Annotated in this window: 14 protein-coding genes; 1 reads left to right on the top strand and 13 read right to left on the bottom strand. The window is 70.0% G+C overall.

The window, feature by feature from the left end:
• From VFF46_RS20855 to VFF46_RS20795, 13 genes are all read right to left on the bottom strand, one after another.
• Positions 1-2177 (bottom strand): DUF3376 domain-containing protein (locus VFF46_RS20855; RefSeq protein ID WP_325038840.1); only part of this gene is annotated, 2177 nt, incomplete at its 3' end.
• Between the two features lie 71 nt (positions 2178-2248).
• Positions 2249-2932, bottom strand: a complete 684-nt coding sequence (locus VFF46_RS20850; RefSeq protein WP_325038839.1) for an N-acetylmannosamine-6-phosphate 2-epimerase — start codon at positions 2930-2932, stop codon at positions 2249-2251.
• Positions 2929-3642: an ROK family protein gene (locus VFF46_RS20845; protein WP_414673078.1), complete on the bottom strand. Its 714-nt coding sequence runs from the start codon at positions 3640-3642 to the stop codon at positions 2929-2931. The genes VFF46_RS20850 and VFF46_RS20845 overlap by 4 nt, the downstream gene beginning before the upstream one ends.
• A 245-nt stretch (positions 3643-3887) precedes the next feature.
• Positions 3888-4607, bottom strand: coding sequence for a GntR family transcriptional regulator (locus VFF46_RS20840; protein ID WP_325038838.1), 720 nt, complete (start codon positions 4605-4607; stop codon positions 3888-3890).
• A gap of 2 nt (positions 4608-4609) precedes the next feature.
• Positions 4610-5434 (bottom strand): carbohydrate ABC transporter permease, encoded by an 825-nt coding sequence (locus VFF46_RS20835; protein WP_325038837.1) that lies wholly within the window; start codon positions 5432-5434, stop codon positions 4610-4612.
• Positions 5431-6300, bottom strand: a complete 870-nt coding sequence (locus VFF46_RS20830; protein WP_325038841.1) for a sugar ABC transporter permease — start codon at positions 6298-6300, stop codon at positions 5431-5433. The genes VFF46_RS20835 and VFF46_RS20830 overlap by 4 nt, the downstream gene beginning before the upstream one ends.
• Before the next feature lie 2 nt (positions 6301-6302).
• Positions 6303-7646: an extracellular solute-binding protein gene (locus tag VFF46_RS20825; protein WP_325038836.1), complete on the bottom strand. Its 1344-nt coding sequence runs from the start codon at positions 7644-7646 to the stop codon at positions 6303-6305.
• Between the two features lie 111 nt (positions 7647-7757).
• The gene (locus tag VFF46_RS20820; protein WP_325038835.1) at positions 7758-8780 is read right to left on the bottom strand and encodes a S1C family serine protease; all 1023 of its coding nucleotides are present in this window, start codon (positions 8778-8780) and stop codon (positions 7758-7760) included.
• A 115-nt stretch (positions 8781-8895) separates the two neighbouring features.
• Positions 8896-9903 carry a LacI family DNA-binding transcriptional regulator gene (locus tag VFF46_RS20815; protein WP_325038834.1) on the bottom strand — a complete coding sequence of 336 codons (1008 nt, stop codon included), beginning with the start codon at positions 9901-9903 and terminating at the stop codon, positions 8896-8898.
• Positions 9904-10008: 105 nt separating this feature from the next.
• Complete coding sequence (locus tag VFF46_RS20810; RefSeq protein ID WP_325038833.1) at positions 10009-11310, bottom strand: ABC transporter substrate-binding protein; 1302 nt, start codon at positions 11308-11310, stop codon at positions 10009-10011.
• Positions 11311-11424: 114 nt separating this feature from the next.
• Complete coding sequence (locus VFF46_RS20805; RefSeq protein WP_325038832.1) at positions 11425-12522, bottom strand: LacI family DNA-binding transcriptional regulator; 1098 nt, start codon at positions 12520-12522, stop codon at positions 11425-11427.
• Positions 12485-14359 carry a DUF2264 domain-containing protein gene (locus VFF46_RS20800; protein WP_325038831.1) on the bottom strand — a complete coding sequence of 625 codons (1875 nt, stop codon included), beginning with the start codon at positions 14357-14359 and terminating at the stop codon, positions 12485-12487. The genes VFF46_RS20805 and VFF46_RS20800 overlap by 38 nt, the downstream gene beginning before the upstream one ends.
• Positions 14360-14439: 80 nt before the next feature.
• Positions 14440-15588: a hydroxyacid dehydrogenase gene (locus VFF46_RS20795; RefSeq protein ID WP_325038830.1), complete on the bottom strand. Its 1149-nt coding sequence runs from the start codon at positions 15586-15588 to the stop codon at positions 14440-14442.
• A gap of 150 nt (positions 15589-15738) precedes the next feature.
• Between VFF46_RS20795 and VFF46_RS20790 the strand changes: the two genes are divergently transcribed.
• On the top strand, positions 15739-16412 hold a 674-nt coding region (locus tag VFF46_RS20790; RefSeq protein WP_325038829.1), incomplete at its 3' end, for an ABC transporter permease subunit.

Below are 16412 nucleotides of genomic sequence, written 5' to 3'. Positions count from 1 at the left end.
CCGCCCGACACCTCGACCATCCGGTCCGCGAGACCCTTCGTGATCGCGCGTCCCTCGGGCGAGGCGTTCAGCTCGTCCCGCATCGTCAGCAACGCGCCCATCCCGGCGTCGACCGGGAAGTCCCTGGCCAGCCGCTCGATCCGTTCGGCGACCGCGTCCAGCTGCCAGCCCTCGGCCTGCAGCACCTGGTGCTGGGTCTCGCGGATCCAGTCCGCGTCCGCGCCGAGCATCGCGCCGAGGTGCGCGACGCAGTGCAGCCGGCCCATCAGCCAGTCCCACCGCCGCCAGTCCGCGGCACCGAACGCACCGAAGTGCCCGACCTGGGTGCCGTACAGGATCCGGTCGTTGAGCCCGTTCGCGATCGAGCCTTCCTGCAGGTCGTCGAGCACCGCGAGCGGGATGTCCGGCCCGAGCCGGAGGAACTGGAACGGCGCGCTGCGCTGCTCCGGCGTCCGCGCCGACGTACACCGGGACACGATCTCGACCTCGAGCGCGATGTCCACGAGCTCCTCGCCGACGCTCTTGACCAGCGCGGCGAACGCGTCGCCGAGCGAGCGCTGGATCTGCAACTGCTCGAAGATGTCGTTCAGCCCGACCGCGACCGCCTCCGCGCCACCCGCCGGCCGCAGGTCGAGATGCGCGGCCGCCAGCTGTACGTCGAGCGCGTCGCGGACCGCCTGCACCTTCAGCAGGCAGTCGCTCGCCGCGGTCAGCCGCTTCTCCAGCCCGGCACGTCCCACCCGGGGCGCCGTACTGATCTGGGTCCGCAACGAACGCAGGATCAACCGGACGATCCGCTCCGCGGCACCGGTCCCCCACAGCCAGCGCGGCGTACCGTCGGCGTCCTCCTGCAGCAGGGTCGTCGACCCGTCCGGCCCGGGGACCCACGGGTGCTCGGTCCGCAGTACCTCGTCGATCTCGGACTCCGACAGCGCGGTCGCCGCGTCCAGTACGGTCGACTGGTCGTGGCTCGCGATCGTCACCGCCTCCCACACCCCGCCGGCCGCGCGGCCCCGGGAGTACGCCGGTTGCAGGGCCGCGGCCGCCGCCCGCAGCCGGATCCGCTCATCTGGTTGCTCCAGGCAACGGTCGAAGAGCCGCTGGGTGTCCGACCAGGACGCGTCCGCCTCCAGCAGCAGGCGTTCGAGCTGCTCGACGTCCGACCGGAAGTCCACCTCGCGCGGGAACTGCACCGCGGACAGTGCCGACACCCGCCAGCTCGGCTCCTTCGCCGCGGGCAGCGCGGTCGACGCGTGCCCGATCCCCGCGGACGGTACGACGTACAGCACGTACCGGGTCGCCTTGCTGGTCACCGGACGCCGGGCGACGACGTCGAGCACCGGACCGAACGGGGCGTTGTCGAGCACGCCTCCGTCGATCAGCCAGGCGCCGGCCTCGGCCGGACCAGGTCGCAGCCGTGGCGGTTGCGCGGCCAGCTCGGGCGTCTCCAGGACCGGACCGAACGCGGCCGGGAACGACGCGGACGCCCGCGCCGCGCGCGCCAGCAGCTCGGTGTCCTTCAGCCCGTTCTTGTCCTCGGTGACGAACCGCCGCCGCGCCCCGTCGTACGTCGGCGCGTCCTCGCTGGTGAACCCGTACAGATACCGATGATCCGGTACGACGAACGCCTGGCCGGCCGCGTCCTTCGCCTCGAACTGCTGCACGCCCAGCCCCGACGCGGTCACGAACAACGTCACCGGCTCCTCGGCCGCGCTCTTGCCCGCGTCGGCGACATCCTTCAGCAGCCCCTCGACCTGCCGGAGGAAGTACTTGCCGTCCAGCACCGACGGCGACTTCACGCCCGCGGACGGCACCAGCTTGCCGACGTCGAGCGACCCGAGCGCGACCCATTTCTGCCGCAGCCACGGGCCGTTGTCGCCGTCCGGGTCGAGGGTCGAGCCGTTCGCGATCGCGGTCGCCAGCAAGGACCCGTTCAGCCCGCCGGCGCTGGTCCCGGCGATCACGTCCACGACGATCCGCCGCTGCTCCTCGCCGCGGCGGCACAGTTCCCGCCAGCGGTCCGCGATCACCGCGTCGTACCGCTGCGGCCCGGGCGCGCCGGACCCGCCGGACGCCCGCCGGATCAGGTCCAGCTCGTGCGTCACCCCGCCCATCCAGACCGCCAGGCTGACGCCTCCGTTCAGTACCAGGGCAATCCGGATCTCGTGGTCACTCATCCGCCGCGCACCCTCCGGTCCTCACGCTGCCGAAGGTCTACCGTACCGATTCTTCCGGCCGCGGGGTGCGATCAGGCGTGGAGTTGCTCGACGAAGGTGCGGGTGATCCGGGCCGGGTGGGTGATCGCGGTGCCGACGACGACCGCGTACGCGCCGGCCCTGAGGCAGGCCTGGGCGTCCTGGGGGTTGCGGATCCGGCCCTCGGCGATCACCGGAATGTTGACGCGACCAACGAGTTCGGCGAGCAGCTCCAGATCCGGGCCGCGGCTCACCGGGCGGGCGCCGGTGTAGCCGGCCAGCGTGGTGCCGACGCAGTCCGCGCCGGCCTCGATGCTGTACAGCGCGTCGTCCAGGCTGCCACAGTCCGCCATCACCAGCGCGCCGCGTTCGTGGACGGCGGCGACGCTCGCGGCCAGCGGTTCGCCGTCCGGCCGGGGCCGCGCGGTGCCGTCGAGCGCGACGATGTCCGCCCCGGCAGCCACGCAGTCCACCGCGTCCGCGACCGTCGGCGTGATGAAGACGCCGTCCGAACCACGCTTCACCAGGCCGATCAGGCAGACGTCGACCAGCGGGCGGATCGCCTTCAGGTCCTCGATGCCCTGCGCCCGGACCCCGTGCGCGCCACCCTGCACGACCGCCTGGGCGACGGCCGCCATGATGACCGGTGACCGCATCGGCTCGCCCGGGTACGCCTGGCAGGACACCACCAGCCGCCCCTCGAGCGCGGCGAGCCGGTCCCCCGTACGCGCGATCATGCCGTCATCCTCCTCGTCACGTAGTGGGCTGCTCCGCGCAGCGCCGTTTCCGCACCACCACCGGACACCTCGAGCGGGGTCTCCGCGACGGCCGGGATCAGGCCGTCGCGGTACGCCGTCCGCAGTGCCGACTCCCACACCTCACCCGCGCGGGCGACGCTGCCCGCGACGACGACGAGCTGCGGGTCGATCGCGTTCACCAGACCGGCCGCCGCGGCACCCAACGCCGTACCGCCGGTCCGCACTGCCTGTTCGGCCAGTTCGTCCGTACGACGGGTCAGCTCGCGGGTCGTCGTCACCTCGGGGTCGCCGCCGTGGGCGTGGTACCAGGCGAGGATCCCGTAGCCGCTGGCCACCGCCTCGAGATGGCCGATCCGCCCGCAGGGACAGGGCATTCCGGCAGCCTCGCCCGCGACCACATGCCCGAAGTGCCCGCCGGCGTGGTGCGCGCCGAGCACCGGCTCCCCGTCCAGGATCAGGCTGCCGCCGATCCCGGTCCCCGCGACCAGCGCCAGCAGATCCGGTACGCCGTACTCGACCGAGAGCCCGATCCCGAACGCGTTCCCGTCACCGATCACCCGCACCGGCAACCCGAGCCGCCCACTCACAACCTCCGCAAGCGGCGTCCCACCCCACCCACCAATACTGCTGGTCGCGGTGAGCACCTTCCCGGCGCCAACGTCCACGACACCCGCAGCCGAGATCCCCACAGCCACATCCGAGGGCTCCCGCAACTCCCCCAACAACCCGGCAACCGCCTCGACAACCTGCGCCGCCCCTGCGGAAGGAGCGGACGCTCCCGCCCCTCTGCAACCAGCCGAAGGCGGCGCCTCCGCCCCTCCGCCTCCTGACGGAGTTGGCACCTGGACGATCTCCGTGCAGAGTGCACCCGTGGCGTCGGCCCGGGCGGCGGCGATCTTGGTTCCGCCGATGTCGGCGACGAGGATCCCGGATGTCACTGGGCGGCTCGGTTGATCACGACGTCGTAGCCGTAGCGGTCGCCGCGGTAGATGGTTTCCGCGAGCTCCACCGGTACGCCGGCCTCGGTATAGCTGACGCGGGTGACCTGGAGCGCCGCGGCGCCGACCGCCTGGTCGAGGTGGTACGCCTGGTCGCGGTCGAGGTTCACCGCGTGGATGGACTGCGCGGCCCGCTCCACGGTGATCCCGGCCGCGCTCATCTGCGCGTACAGCGAGGCGGACGGATCGAACGCCGACCAGTCCGTTCCCATCGCCGGCAGATGCACCGACTCCAGCGCCATCGGCGTACCGTCGGCGAGCCGCAGCCGTTCCAGCACGAGGACGTCCGCGCCGGGCTCGATCCGCAGCCGCCGGGCGATGTCGTCCGGCGCCGGCTGCACCGCCGTACGGAGAACGGTCGTGGACGGCGCCAGGCCGCGCTGCTGCATGTCCTCGGTGAAGCTGGTCAGCCGGAGCGTCTTGGTGACCACGTCCGGATCGGCGACGAACGTCCCGGACCCGTGCACCTGGTAGACCTGCCCACGCCGTACGAGCTGCTCGATCGCGCGCCGCACGGTCATCCGGCTGACGTCCAGCTGCTGCATCAGATCGCGTTCCGATGGCAGGTGGTCGTGCGGCTGCAACTCCCCGGCCCGCCGCGCGATCTCGTCCGCGACCTGTTCGTACTTGGTCCGCTCTGCTGGCCTCTGTGACATGGTCACCCCTTCACCGCACCGGCCGCGAGGCCGCTGACCAGGTACCGCTGGGCGAAAACGGCGAAGAGCACCGGCGGCAGGGTTGAGAGGATAGCCGTCGCCGAGATGTCGCCCCAGCGGATGCCGGTGCTGGTCACGAAGTTCGCGGCGCCGAGCGTGATCGGGGTCGCGTTCGACGAGGACAGCACCAGCGCGAACAGGTAGTCGTTCCAGGAGAAGATGAACACCAGTACGGCGACCGCGACCAGCGACGGCGCCAGGATCGGCATCAGCACCGAGTACAGGATCCGGTACGTGTTCGCGCCGTCCACCTTCGCGGCCTCCTCGACCTCGACCGGTACGTCGCGGAAACCGGCCGACAGCAGGATGATCGCCAGCGGCAGGTTCAGGAACGTGTTCGCGAGGATCAGCCCGGGGACCGTGTCCAGCAGGCCGAGGTTCGACATCAAGAGGAAGTACGGGACCGCGAAGAAGATCGCCGGCAGCAGCCGCAGCCCGCTGGAGGCGTTCATGACGAACCGGCCGCCGAACCCGAGCCGGATCGCCGAGTACGTACTCGGGATCGCGATCGCCAGCACCAGGACGACGGCGCCGAGCGCGATCAGCGCCGAGTTCAGGAAGAACCGCGGGAAGTCGTACCCGGCCGCGCCGAGCGCGTTCGCGTAGTGCGCGGTGGTCGGCGTACCGACCGCGGTCGCACCCCGCGAGATGTCGCCGTCGGACCGGAAGCTGACGAACAGCGCGTTGAACCACGGCACGTTGACGACGATCGCGATCAGCCCGACCGCGATCGTGGTCCCCCACAACCGCCGTTTGCGGCCGATCATCGGGTGTCCCCGTTCGGGTTCGCGATCCGCTTCACGAACAGCGGGACGAACGGCAGCAGCACGACCATCACGATCGCCGACGCGGCCGCCGCCAGGCCGAACCGCCCGGACTCGAACGCGGTCTTGTAGATGTAGATGCTCATCGTGGTGGTCTTCGTCCCCGGTCCGCCGGCGGTCAGTACGTAGATCACGTCGAAGGTGCGCAACGCGTCGATCAGCCGCAGGAAGATCGCCGCGAAGATGATCGGCTTCATGATCGGCACCACGATCGACCGAATCGTCCGCAAGCGCCCGGCCCCGTCGACCTGGGCGGCCTCCAGTACGTCGGTCGGGAACGACTGCAGGCCGGCGTACATCACCAGGAACGCGAACGGCGTCCACTGCAGGACATCGAGCAGCACCAGCAGCGGGACCACCGTGTTCGGCGCGAACAGCGAGACGTCCAGACCGACGCTGCGCAGGACGTCCGGGACCAGCCCGATGTCACCGTTCAGCAGCAACCGGAACATCACGCCGAGCAGCGCCGGCGCGACCATGATCGGTACCAGCAGCATCGTGAAGAAGACCTTCTTGCCGGGGAACTCGCGGTTCACCAGCAGCGCCAGGCCGAAGCCGAGCACGGTCTCGATCGCGGTCACCAGCAACGCGAACAGCGCGGTGAACCTCGCCGCCGACCAGAACCCGGGATCGGTCAGTACCGTCCGGAAGTTCTCCAGGCCGGTGAACGCGGTGTCCGGGTTCTGCAGAGAGAGGCCGTAGAAGCCGGTCTGGATGCCCTGGTACACCGGGTACGCCACGAAGATCAGTGCGAACACGATCAGCGGCGAACCCAGTACCCACTTCGAGAATCGGGACGTGGTGCGCATGCTCACCCGAGGAGTTTCTGCAGCGCGGTGTTCGCCGTCTGTACGGCGGTCCCGGCGTCCTGCTGGCCGACCCAGGCGCCGCTCAGCGACTCGGCGAGCTTGCTGTACGCCTCGAAGGTGTTCGGGAACACCGGCACCGAGTAGCCGTACTTGTCGATCGACTCCGCGATCTGCCCGAACGCGGGGTTGATCGCGGTGTTCGCCTTCAGCACCGAGGGCATCGCGGGAATGCCGCCAGCCTTGGCGTACGCCGTCATCGCGTCCGGCGTGGCGAGGTAGTCGAGGAACTTCTTCGCGGCGTCCTTGTTGCCGGAGTACTTGTTCAGCGCCACCGCGAGGGCATGCACGTGGGTCTTGTGTCCGGGCACCGGCGCGATCGCGATCTTGCCCGCGACCAGCGGCGACTTGGTCTTGTCGTTGAGCTCCGCGAAGCCGGCGGACCACTGCAGCGCGAACGCCGTCGTACCGGCCTTCAGCGCGGCCTGCGTCTCCGGGAACTCGGCCTGCGAGCTGTCCTTCGACGTCCAGCCGTTCTTGTAGATCGTGCTGTAGACCCCGACCGCCTTCTTCGCGGCATCGGTGTTCAGGTTCGCCTTGCCGTCCTTGGTGGTCCAGGAACCGCCCGAGCCCCAGAGCACGTCGTCCCAGATCATCGTGTTGTAGAGCAGGTTCTTGGCCTGCAGGATCGTGCCGTACTGCGTCGGCGAGCCCGGGTTCGCGGTCTTGCTGAACCACGCCGACATCGCGACGTAGTCCTGCCAGTCCCACTCGGTGGCGGGCTTCGGGTCGCGCTTCTCGCCGATCGCCTTCGCGGCCACGGCCTGGTACGCCGGCCACTGGCTCTTCGTCGCCAGCAGCGCGTCGAGGAGGTCCTTGCGGTACAGCAGGAAGTGGTTCGACACGTCCAGCGGCAGCGCGTACTGCTTGCCCTGGTACTTCAGCCCGTCGACCGCGACCGGGAAGTAGTTGCTCGCGTCAACGGACGTCAGCGGTTCCAGCGAGTTCGCGTACTGGCCGACGTTGTAGCTGGCCACGAAGTAGATGTCCTGCTGGCTCGACTTCGCCGCCATCAGCGTGGCTTCCTTGGAGAAGGTGTCCTGGCGGGACAGCAGGGTCATGTCGACCTTGATCTTGTCCTTCGCGCCCTGCCCGGCGTTGTAGGCCTCGACCACCTTGCCCATGGCGTCCCCCTCGGGCCCGGGCCACAGCACCATCTTCACGGTCCCGCTGCCACTGCCCGCGGCTCCGGCGCTGCCACCGGTCTTGGACCCGGTACTGGGTGCACAACCCGCCAGCGCGATGCCGGCGGCGAGGGCAAGGGCCAGCCCGGCTGCCTTCACGTTCATCCTTGGACTCCCAACTGGTACGGACCAATGATGGGAGAATAGGCAAGCTTTGCGCTCATGTCCAGCGAAAGTGTCAACAAGTGGTCAGGTCCACTTGCAGGAGGAGGCCGCTCAGGAGGCGGCGAGGGTGAGGGTGGTACTGGCCGCGGCCCCGTTGCGGACGTAGTCGAGCTTCAGCGTGTCGCCGGCCTTGCGGGTCAGCGTGGCGACGACGAGCTGCTCGCTGTTCGTGGCGGCCTGGCCGTCGATCTTCGTGATCACGTCACCGGCGCGCAGCCCGGCCGCGGCGCCCGGACCTTCGGACGCGAGCACGAACAATCCCTGCTGCTGCTGGGATTGCGGCAGTGTCTGCACCTGCAGCCCGGTCGTCGGATGCCCGGGACGGCCGGTGCTGATCAGCTGGCCGGCGACCTCCTTCGCGATGTCGACCGGGATCGCGAAGCCCAGCCCGACGCTGCCGCCGCCGGACACGCCGCTCGCGTTCGGCACGGTGGCGATCGCCGCGTTCACGCCGACCAGATGCCCGGCACAGTCGACCAGCGCGCCGCCGCTGTTGCCCGGGTTGATCGAGGCGTCGGTCTGGATCGCGCCGATCAGGTGGTGCGTCACGCCTTCGCCCGACACTGGTACGTACCTGTCAAGCGCGCTGACGATGCCGGTGGTGACCGTACTGCTGAGTCCCAGCGGTGCGCCGAGCGCGACCACCGGCTGGCCGACCTGCAGCGCCGCGGACGACCCGAGCGCGATCACCGGGAAGCCCTTCGCGCCGTCGGCGGCCTTCAGTACGGCGAGATCGGTACTCGGATCCCGCCCGACGATCGTCGCGCCGGACGTGTGCCCGTCGCTGTACCGGACCGTGACCGCGCCACCCGCACCAGCCGCGACCGAGATCACGTGGTCGTTGGTGAGGATGTACCCACCGTCCCGGAACACCTGCCCGGACCCGGTACCGCTCTGGTTGCCCCGCTGCGCGGCGATCGTGACGACGGACGGCAGCACCTCGTTCGCCACCGGGACCGCGGCGCACATCGCCGTACCGCTGTCGGCGGCGGCAGCCGGTACGGTCCGGTTGTCCCGTACGGCGAGGAAGACGACGGCGGTGATCAGTGCGCCCACGACCAGTCCGAGCGCCACCGCAATCGTCGACGACCTGGTCGGACGCCAACCGGAAGAACCGCTGTCAGCTTGGACCAATGGGCTCCCCTCCTCATGGTCCGCCTTTCGACGCTACCACCGGGGAGCGCACCGGTCACGCGCTGTCGCGGATCACCAGCTCGGTGCTGTAGATCTCCGGAACGGTGTGGTCGGCGCCGCCGATCTTCGCGAGCAGGATCTCGGCCAGCCGGGCACCGAGCTGCTCCACCGGCTGCCGGACCGTGGTGAGTTTCGGGGTGGTCGTGGTGGCCAGCACCGAGTCGTCGAAGCCGACCACGGCCACGTCGGCCGGGACCCGGCGGCCGTTCTGCGAGAGCACCCGGAGCGCGGCGGTCGCCATCAGGTCGGAGGCCACGAACAGCCCGTCCAGGTCGGGGTGCTCGTCCAGCAGCCGCAGCGTCGCCTGCTCGCCGCCGTCCGCGGTGAAGTCGCCGTACCCGATCATCGCGGGCAGGCCGGCCTCCTTCATCACTTCCTGGTAGCCGGTCAGCCGGTCGATCCCCGCGGTCATGTCGAGCGGCCCGGCAATCGTCGCGACCTTCCGGCGGCCGATGTCCAGCAGATGCTGTACGCCGGTCCGCGCGCCGGCCACGTTGTCCACGTCCACACTCGCGACCGGTACGTCGACGCCGAGCGGCCGGGCGCTGAACACGATCGGCAGCGGCAACTGCGCCAGCTCCTGCAGGACGTTGTCGCGGCCGTGGTGGCTGATGATGATCGCGCCGTCCACGTGCCCGCCACGCAGGTACCTCAGCAGCCGCTGGTCATCGGCCTCCGCGGGCTCGATCAGCAGCACCAGTTGGGAGGGCGTCGGCGCGAGCGTCCGGCTGACCCCGCTCAGCATGCCGGCGAAGAACGGGTCCGAGAACACCCGGCTGTCCGGCTCCGGCACCACGATCGCGATCGAGTCCGTACGCCGGGTCACCAGCGCGCGGGCCGCCCGGTTCGGGACGTAGCCGAGCTGGCTGATCGCGTGCTCGACCGCGGCCACCGTGTCCGGCAGCACCTTCGGCGACCCGTTCACGACCCGCGACACGGTCGCCCGGGACACCCCGGCGAGCGCCGCGACCTGCTCCAGCGTCGGAGAACCGGACTCGTTCATGGCCCTCCTCGGTACGTGATCGGCCAGCGTTCACACCGTAGTACCTCGCCGGTCGATCCCGCGTCGGTCATTGGCCACCGGGGTGGGGCGTGTCGGCAGAAATGTTCAGCTGCCGAACCGGACGTTCGCCGCCTTGTCGGCCGCGGCGAGCGCCTGTTTCCAGGCGGCGTCCGGTGCCTGTTTGCCCGCGTCCACCCGGGCCAGTGCGGCGGTGAAGATCTGGTTGACCTCGCCGTCCCGTGGGCCCTTGTGCTGCTTGAGAATCACACTGCGCGCCCGGTCGACGAAGATCTGCCCGACCGGCGCGTTGTTGAAGTACGCGTTCACCTGCGACTTCACCTGCGGGTCGTCGTACGCGTCGAGCGTGGACGGGAACGAGCCGATCTTCTTGAACACCTTCACCTGCTGCTCCGGCGCGGTCAGCCAGGCGGCGAGCTTCGCGGCCTCCTCGGGATGCGGCGACTGCACCGGGACGGTCAGGTACGACCCACCCCAGTTGCCGCCACCGCCCGGGAACACGTCGGCGACGTCCCACTTGCCCTTGCCGTAGCTCCCCGCGTTGTCCTGGATCACGCCGAGCAGCCAGCCCGGGCAGGCCATCGTGGCGAACTTGTCGGTGCGGAACGCCGAATTCCAGGCGTCGCTCCAGGCGGGCAACCCTGCCGACAGCCCGTCCTTGCTGCCCGCAACGACCTGGTCCCAGGTGCGTTTCAGCAGCGGGTTCTCGGCGCCGAGGAAGCGGTCCTCGTTCGAGTAGTACGCCTGGATCAGCTGGTTGCGCATCGCTTCCCAGGTCAGTACGGCGGAGTCGTACCAGGCCGAGCCCGGCACCCGCTGCTTGAACTTCCGGCCGGTGGCGAAGTACGACGGCCAGTCCTCGAACAGCTTCGCGACCTGCGCCCGGTCGGTCGGCAGCCCCGCCTTCGCGAACAGGTCGCGGCGGTAGCAGATCGCCTCCGGCCCGATGTCCGTGCCGTACCCGATGATCCTCCCGTCGGTGGTGGTGGCGCCGTCGAGTTTCCAGTCCAGCCAGCGGTCCTTCAGGTCGTCCGCGCCGTACTTGCGCAGGTCGACGAACTTGTCCGCCTTGGCCAGGTACTTGTAGATCCAGCTGACCTCCATCGCCTCGATGTCGGCCAGCCCGGCGCCGCTGGCCAGGTTCGCGTCCAGGTTCCGCACGTGCTCGTCGACGGTCTTCGCGTGCTGCTCGACGATCGTGATGTTCGGGTGCTGGGCCTCGTACTCGGCGTACAGGTCGGCGTACCCGAACTCGTTGAAGGTCGCGACGGTGAGCTCGATCTTCGGGGCGTCGGCGGCAGTCGTACCGGTACCGCCGGAACAGGCGGCGACGATCAGCAGGGCCGCGCCGGCGAGCAGGCCGGCTGCGGTGCGGGCACTCGGCCGCATGGGGGTTGCTCCCTGAACTGGACGGGGTGAGAGCGCTCTCGGATCGCGAAAGTGAGCTGAGTCTCAGACCCCGGCACCGGATATGTCAAGTGCCGGTTCGTCAGCGCTGAGTGATCAGCGGGAGCGCGGCGGTGCCACCGAGTCGCGGACCACGACGACAGTGCCGAGTGTGGTCGCCTGCTGCTGGTGCGCGAACGGGTCCGCGCTCGGCTGCTGACCGGCGACCCCGGCGCGGACCGCGGCCCGGCCGAGCTCCTCGAGCGGCACCCGGACGGTCGTCAGCGCCGGTTGCAGCTCGACCGCGACCGGTACGTCGTCGTACCCGACCACCGAGATGTCGCCGGGGATGTCCAGGCCGCGTTCACGGAGCGCGGCGTACACGCCGGCCGCGACGATGTCGTTGGCGGCGAAGACCGCGGTGAAGTCGAGCCCCTCGTCGAGGGCGCGCAACGTCTGGTCGTGGCCCCACTGGCGGCCGAAGGCGCCGGTACGGACCAGTGCGGGATCGTGGTCGAGCTTGCGGGCCGCGTACGCCTGCCGGAAACCGCGGACCCGGGCCGTCGTGGTGGACAGCGTCGTCGGGCCGCCGAGGTACAGGATCCGGGTGTGCCCGGCGCTCAGCAGGTGATCTGTGATCGCCGCGGCGCCACCGGCGTTGTCGTAGTCTACGGCGTACGCCGGTACGCCGGACTCCAGGCCGGGACGCCCGCAGAGCACCAGGCTGGAGCCGTTGCCGGCCAACTGCTGTGCGCGCTGCCCGATCGTCGCGAAGTACTCCTTGTCCTCGACCGCGCCGCCGACCAGGATCACCGCATCGGCGCGCTGCTCGAGCAGGAGGTCCACGAACCGCAGCTCGGCCGACTCGTCGCCCTGCGTCGAACACACCAGGCACAGCCGTCCTGACGCGATCGCCTCGGACTGCACGCCGCGGGCGATGTAGGCGAAGAACGGGTCGACGATCTCATTGACGACGATCCCCACGACCCGGGTGGTGGACCCGGCCAGCGCCCGGGCGTGCGCGTTCGCGACGTACCCGAGCTCCCGCATCGCGCGCTCCACCGCGGTCCGGGTCCCGGCCGCGACCGGATAGTTGCCGTTGACAACACGAGACACGGTCGCGGTGGACACACCGGCCCGCGCGGCCACGTCCCGAATGGTCCGCGCCGCCTCCGGATCACGCCGGCGCGCCCGCCCCCGCGGCGGTTCCGCCATCCTGCACCTCCTCGCCCAGCCGCACCACGGCCCGCGTGCCGTCCACGAACCGCACGGTCACCTCCGCGCCATTCACCGCTACGTCGACGCTCTCACCCAACTGCCGCGGCCATACCGTGTCGCCGGACAGTACCACCGCCGCGACCAGTACCCGGGGACCTTTCCCGTCGTGCTCCGCCTCCAGATACGGCGTCGCTGACTGCGGCCCGAACGCGTTGCAATCCAGCCCTCGCCGCACTCCGGCTCGCTCATACCCCCACAACCCCACCACGACCGACGCCAACCGATCCACCCGAGTCACTTGCGCCCACAGTCCACCGGTGTCCGCGTGCGGACGCTCGACACCAGCAACCGCATACCCACCGTGCCTCACCACCCCCGCAGGCCCGTCCACCAACGCACATCGCACCTCGATCCGCCCATGCACCACCGACGCGACCTCGACCCGCGCCCCTCCCGCCTCCCACCACGACGCCGCCGAACTCCCCTCCACACCGCGCCGCCGGATCTGAACCCGGCCACCCTGAGTCCCCAACTGGATCTGATTGTCGACAGCGTGCTCAGTCAGCTCCGGGCCAGTGCGCGTCGAGTAGGCAAGCCGGTTGTAATGCGGATCGCCTTCCCCTCCGTGATCGCTGCCGTGGTTGAGAAGGCGAACGGTCCCGTCGTGCTTCGTCGCCTGGATCAGAAACCCGGGCGCCGGCATCGCGCGCACCTGATCGCCTTCATCCAACGGCAGCGCCTCCTCGCGCGCGGTCCACACCGCGTGCTCAGCCGGCAGCAGCAGCCCGAGGAACCCCTTCGACGCCCAGTACGGCGACGCGGGTCCGGAGTACGGCTGGGTCACCGGAAGAAAGTGGTGATGCCAGCCCATTGTCAACAATCCGCGTCCGTCCGGCACGCCGTGATCGATGAAGTGCCGCAGCGTCCCGGAACACAGCCGCCGCGTCTGCCCCGGCGTCAGCGGTGTCGCGTCGAGCAGCGTACCCATCCAGTACGGCGCCGCGGTCGCCATCCGGTAGCAGAGCGACCGCCCGAAGTGGATCGGCGCACCGTCCGACCCGGTCAGATGTACGGCGTCCTCGATGAAGCGGTGCAGGCGTTCCCGGTACACCGCGAGCCTCCCGTCCGCGGACGGTCCGGCCATCCGCGTCCACAGCCCCGGGTACAGGTGCATCGCCCACCCGATGTAGTGGTCGAAGTTCTGCCCGGGCCCGTCGGAGTACCACCCGTCGCCGACGTACCAGTCCTCGATCCGTTCCAGTCCCGCGTCGATGTCGTCCTGCGCGTACGGCGCCCCGACCGACGCGAGGAACTGCTCCCCGACGACCTGGAACAGCCGCCAGTTGTTGTCCCAAGTCCGCGACCCGACGAACCCGCTCAACCAGTCGACGACGACCTGCTGCTCCCGCCCGTCCAGCCGGTCCCAGAGCCAGGCCCGCGACTCGTGCAGCCCGACCGCGATCGCCGCGGCCTCCACCATCTGCTGCGAACACGGCGTCAACCGCGGCCACTCCCCGCCAGCACCCGCGACCAGCCCCCGCGCGTACCGCTCGATCAACCGCTCATCAGCTGCACCCGCCGCGATCCGGAACGCCGCCAGCAGGAACGACCGGGCAAACCCCTCCAACCCGTCACAGTCCGCCCCCGACCAACTCCCCCGCCCCGGCAACCGAACCTGAGCACCGCTCTCGGAGAACCAGGGCACCAACGAGTCCAGCAGGTGATCAGCCACCGCCAACCAGGTCTCCCGCGTGTACCCGGTCCGCGACGACACCACCCGATCCGGCGCCGGCAACCTCAGCCCGGAATCGGCGGCTCGACTGGACGTATGCATCTACTACCCCACCACCCGCACGCTCAACGCCGACTTCGACAACGGCCAGTGGACGTATACGTACTGTCGAGCCGCCGGTGTCATGCGATCCGCCCGAGGTCTTCGCGGTGGATGCCGTGGGCAAGCGAATGGCCGGCGGCCAGGCGTTCGATCTCGTCGACGGCGGCGTCGCCGAGTCTGGTGGACTCGTTGCCCATGGCACCGGCCAGGTGCGGGGTGACGAACACGTTGGGGAGCCGGAGCATCGGGGAGTCAGGTGGCAGCGGCTCGGGGTCGGTCACGTCGAGGACCGCGTCCAGACGACCGGCTACACACTCGCGCTCCAGCGCCACATGATCCACGACCGGACCGCGTGCGGTGTTGATCAGGACCCCGCCGTCGGGCATCGCGGCGAGCAGGTCGCCCGTCACCAGACCCGTCGTCTCCGGGAGCAACGGCGCATGCACCGTGACGATGTCGCTCGCCGCGAACAGCTTCGGCAGCTCGCACCACCGCGCCCCGAGCGCCGCCGCCTCCGCCGGGCTCAGGTACGGATCACTCACCAGTACGTCGACATCGAGGTACCGCAGCCGCTCGATCACCTGCCGCCCGATCCGCGACGCCCCGAGCACCCCGACCGTGGTACCGAGCGCGCCGAGGATCGGTGCCCCGGGCAACGGCCGCTTGGTGCCGGAGGTCCGGTACCAGTCCCGCTGCCGGAACGCCCGCTTGGCCGCCAGCACGATCGCCGCCACGGTGAACTCCGCCACCGGGATCGCGTTCGCCGCGGCCGCCGACGAGACCTCCACGCCGCGCTCGAACACCACCGGATCCACGAACGTCTTGATCGTCCCGGCCGCGTGCACGATCGCCCGCAGCTTGGGCGCCGCGTCCAGTACCTCGGCGGTGATCCGCGGACAGTCCCACCCGGTCAGCAGTACGTCGGCGTCGGCCAGCTCACCGGCCACCGAAGCGAACGAGCCCCGCAACCGCGGAACGTTCACGAGCACCCCACCCGCCCACTCGCCTTCCGTGCGGGCTCCGCCCGGCTGCGCATCGCCCGGCTGCGCGCCGACCGGCCGCGCGCCGACCGGTTGGGCGCCGACCGGCTGCATGCCGAGGAGGTCCGTGACCGCTTCCAGCCGGTGGCGGGCAGCGGGGGTGAACACCTCCGACCAGGTCTCGGCGGGCATCGCGACGAGCGTACGCAACCGCGGCCCGCGGCCCGGGTCGGTTTCAGGTTTCGGCACGGATCACTCCTAGTAAACGGTTACTAGAAACCGTAAGCATCGAACCCGAGCTCGGTCAAGAGAACTTCCGGCAAGTGCTTGACAGCAAGGCGGTACAGGTTTCATCGTTGCTGACACATCGGACAGAAACCGTTTACCATCGGGAGGAACATGCACCGCGTCAGCCGTTCGTCGCGCCGGCCCGCGGCGGTCCGGCAGCCCGGCCCCGGTCTGCGCGCCCGGCTGCACCGGGACCGGGTGATGCTGCTGCTGGTGCTGCCCGGCTTCCTGTTCTTCGTGGTGTTCCACTACGTGCCGCTGCTGGGCAACGTGATCGTGTTCCAGGACTACCAGCCGTACCTCGGGTTCAAGGAGAGCCCGTGGGTCGGCTTCGGCAACTTCGCGGTGTTCGCCGAGCCGTCGTTCTACGGCGCACTGCTGAACACGCTGAAGTTCGCCGTACTCCAGCTGGTGCTGTTCTTCCCGGCGCCGATCGGTCTCGCGCTGCTGCTGAACAGCATCGTCAGCCCGAAGCTCAAGCGGTTCGTGCAGAGCGTCGTGTATCTGCCGCACTTCATCGGCTGGGTGATCCTGATCTCGATCAGCCAGCAGCTGATCGGTGGCACCGGCCTGCTCCCGCAGCTGCTCGGCGACCTCGGTCTGCATCGCGTCGACCTGATGACCAGCCCGGGGTTCTTCCCGTGGCTGGTGACGCTGCAGCTGATCTGGAAGGACGCCGGCTGGGGCACGATCATCTACCTCGCCGCGCTGCTGAACATCGACACCGAGCACTACGAGGCGGCCGCCATCGACGGCGCCGACCGGTGGCGGCGGCTGTGGCACGT

This window comes from Kribbella sp., assembly GCF_035655035.1.
Classification (GTDB): Bacteria; Actinomycetota; Actinomycetes; order Propionibacteriales; family Kribbellaceae; genus Kribbella.
The sequence above is the reverse complement of the archived record's forward strand: the minus strand, read 5'-3'. Positions and strand labels throughout refer to the sequence as shown.

Coding starts and splice junctions, on each gene's coding strand:
- VFF46_RS20830 (WP_325038841.1), bottom strand. CDS start 6,300: ATGCGCACCACGTCCCGATTCTCGAAGTGGGTACTGGGTTCGCCGCTG.
- VFF46_RS20825 (WP_325038836.1), bottom strand. CDS start 7,646: ATGAACGTGAAGGCAGCCGGGCTGGCCCTTGCCCTCGCCGCCGGCATC.
- VFF46_RS20850 (WP_325038839.1), bottom strand. CDS start 2,932: ATGATCGCGCGTACGGGGGACCGGCTCGCCGCGCTCGAGGGGCGGCTG.
- VFF46_RS20815 (WP_325038834.1), bottom strand. CDS start 9,903: ATGAACGAGTCCGGTTCTCCGACGCTGGAGCAGGTCGCGGCGCTCGCC.
- VFF46_RS20840 (WP_325038838.1), bottom strand. CDS start 4,607: ATGTCACAGAGGCCAGCAGAGCGGACCAAGTACGAACAGGTCGCGGAC.
- VFF46_RS20805 (WP_325038832.1), bottom strand. CDS start 12,522: ATGGCGGAACCGCCGCGGGGGCGGGCGCGCCGGCGTGATCCGGAGGCG.
- VFF46_RS20810 (WP_325038833.1), bottom strand. CDS start 11,310: ATGCGGCCGAGTGCCCGCACCGCAGCCGGCCTGCTCGCCGGCGCGGCC.
- VFF46_RS20800 (WP_325038831.1), bottom strand. CDS start 14,359: ATGCATACGTCCAGTCGAGCCGCCGATTCCGGGCTGAGGTTGCCGGCG.
- VFF46_RS20835 (WP_325038837.1), bottom strand. CDS start 5,434: ATGATCGGCCGCAAACGGCGGTTGTGGGGGACCACGATCGCGGTCGGG.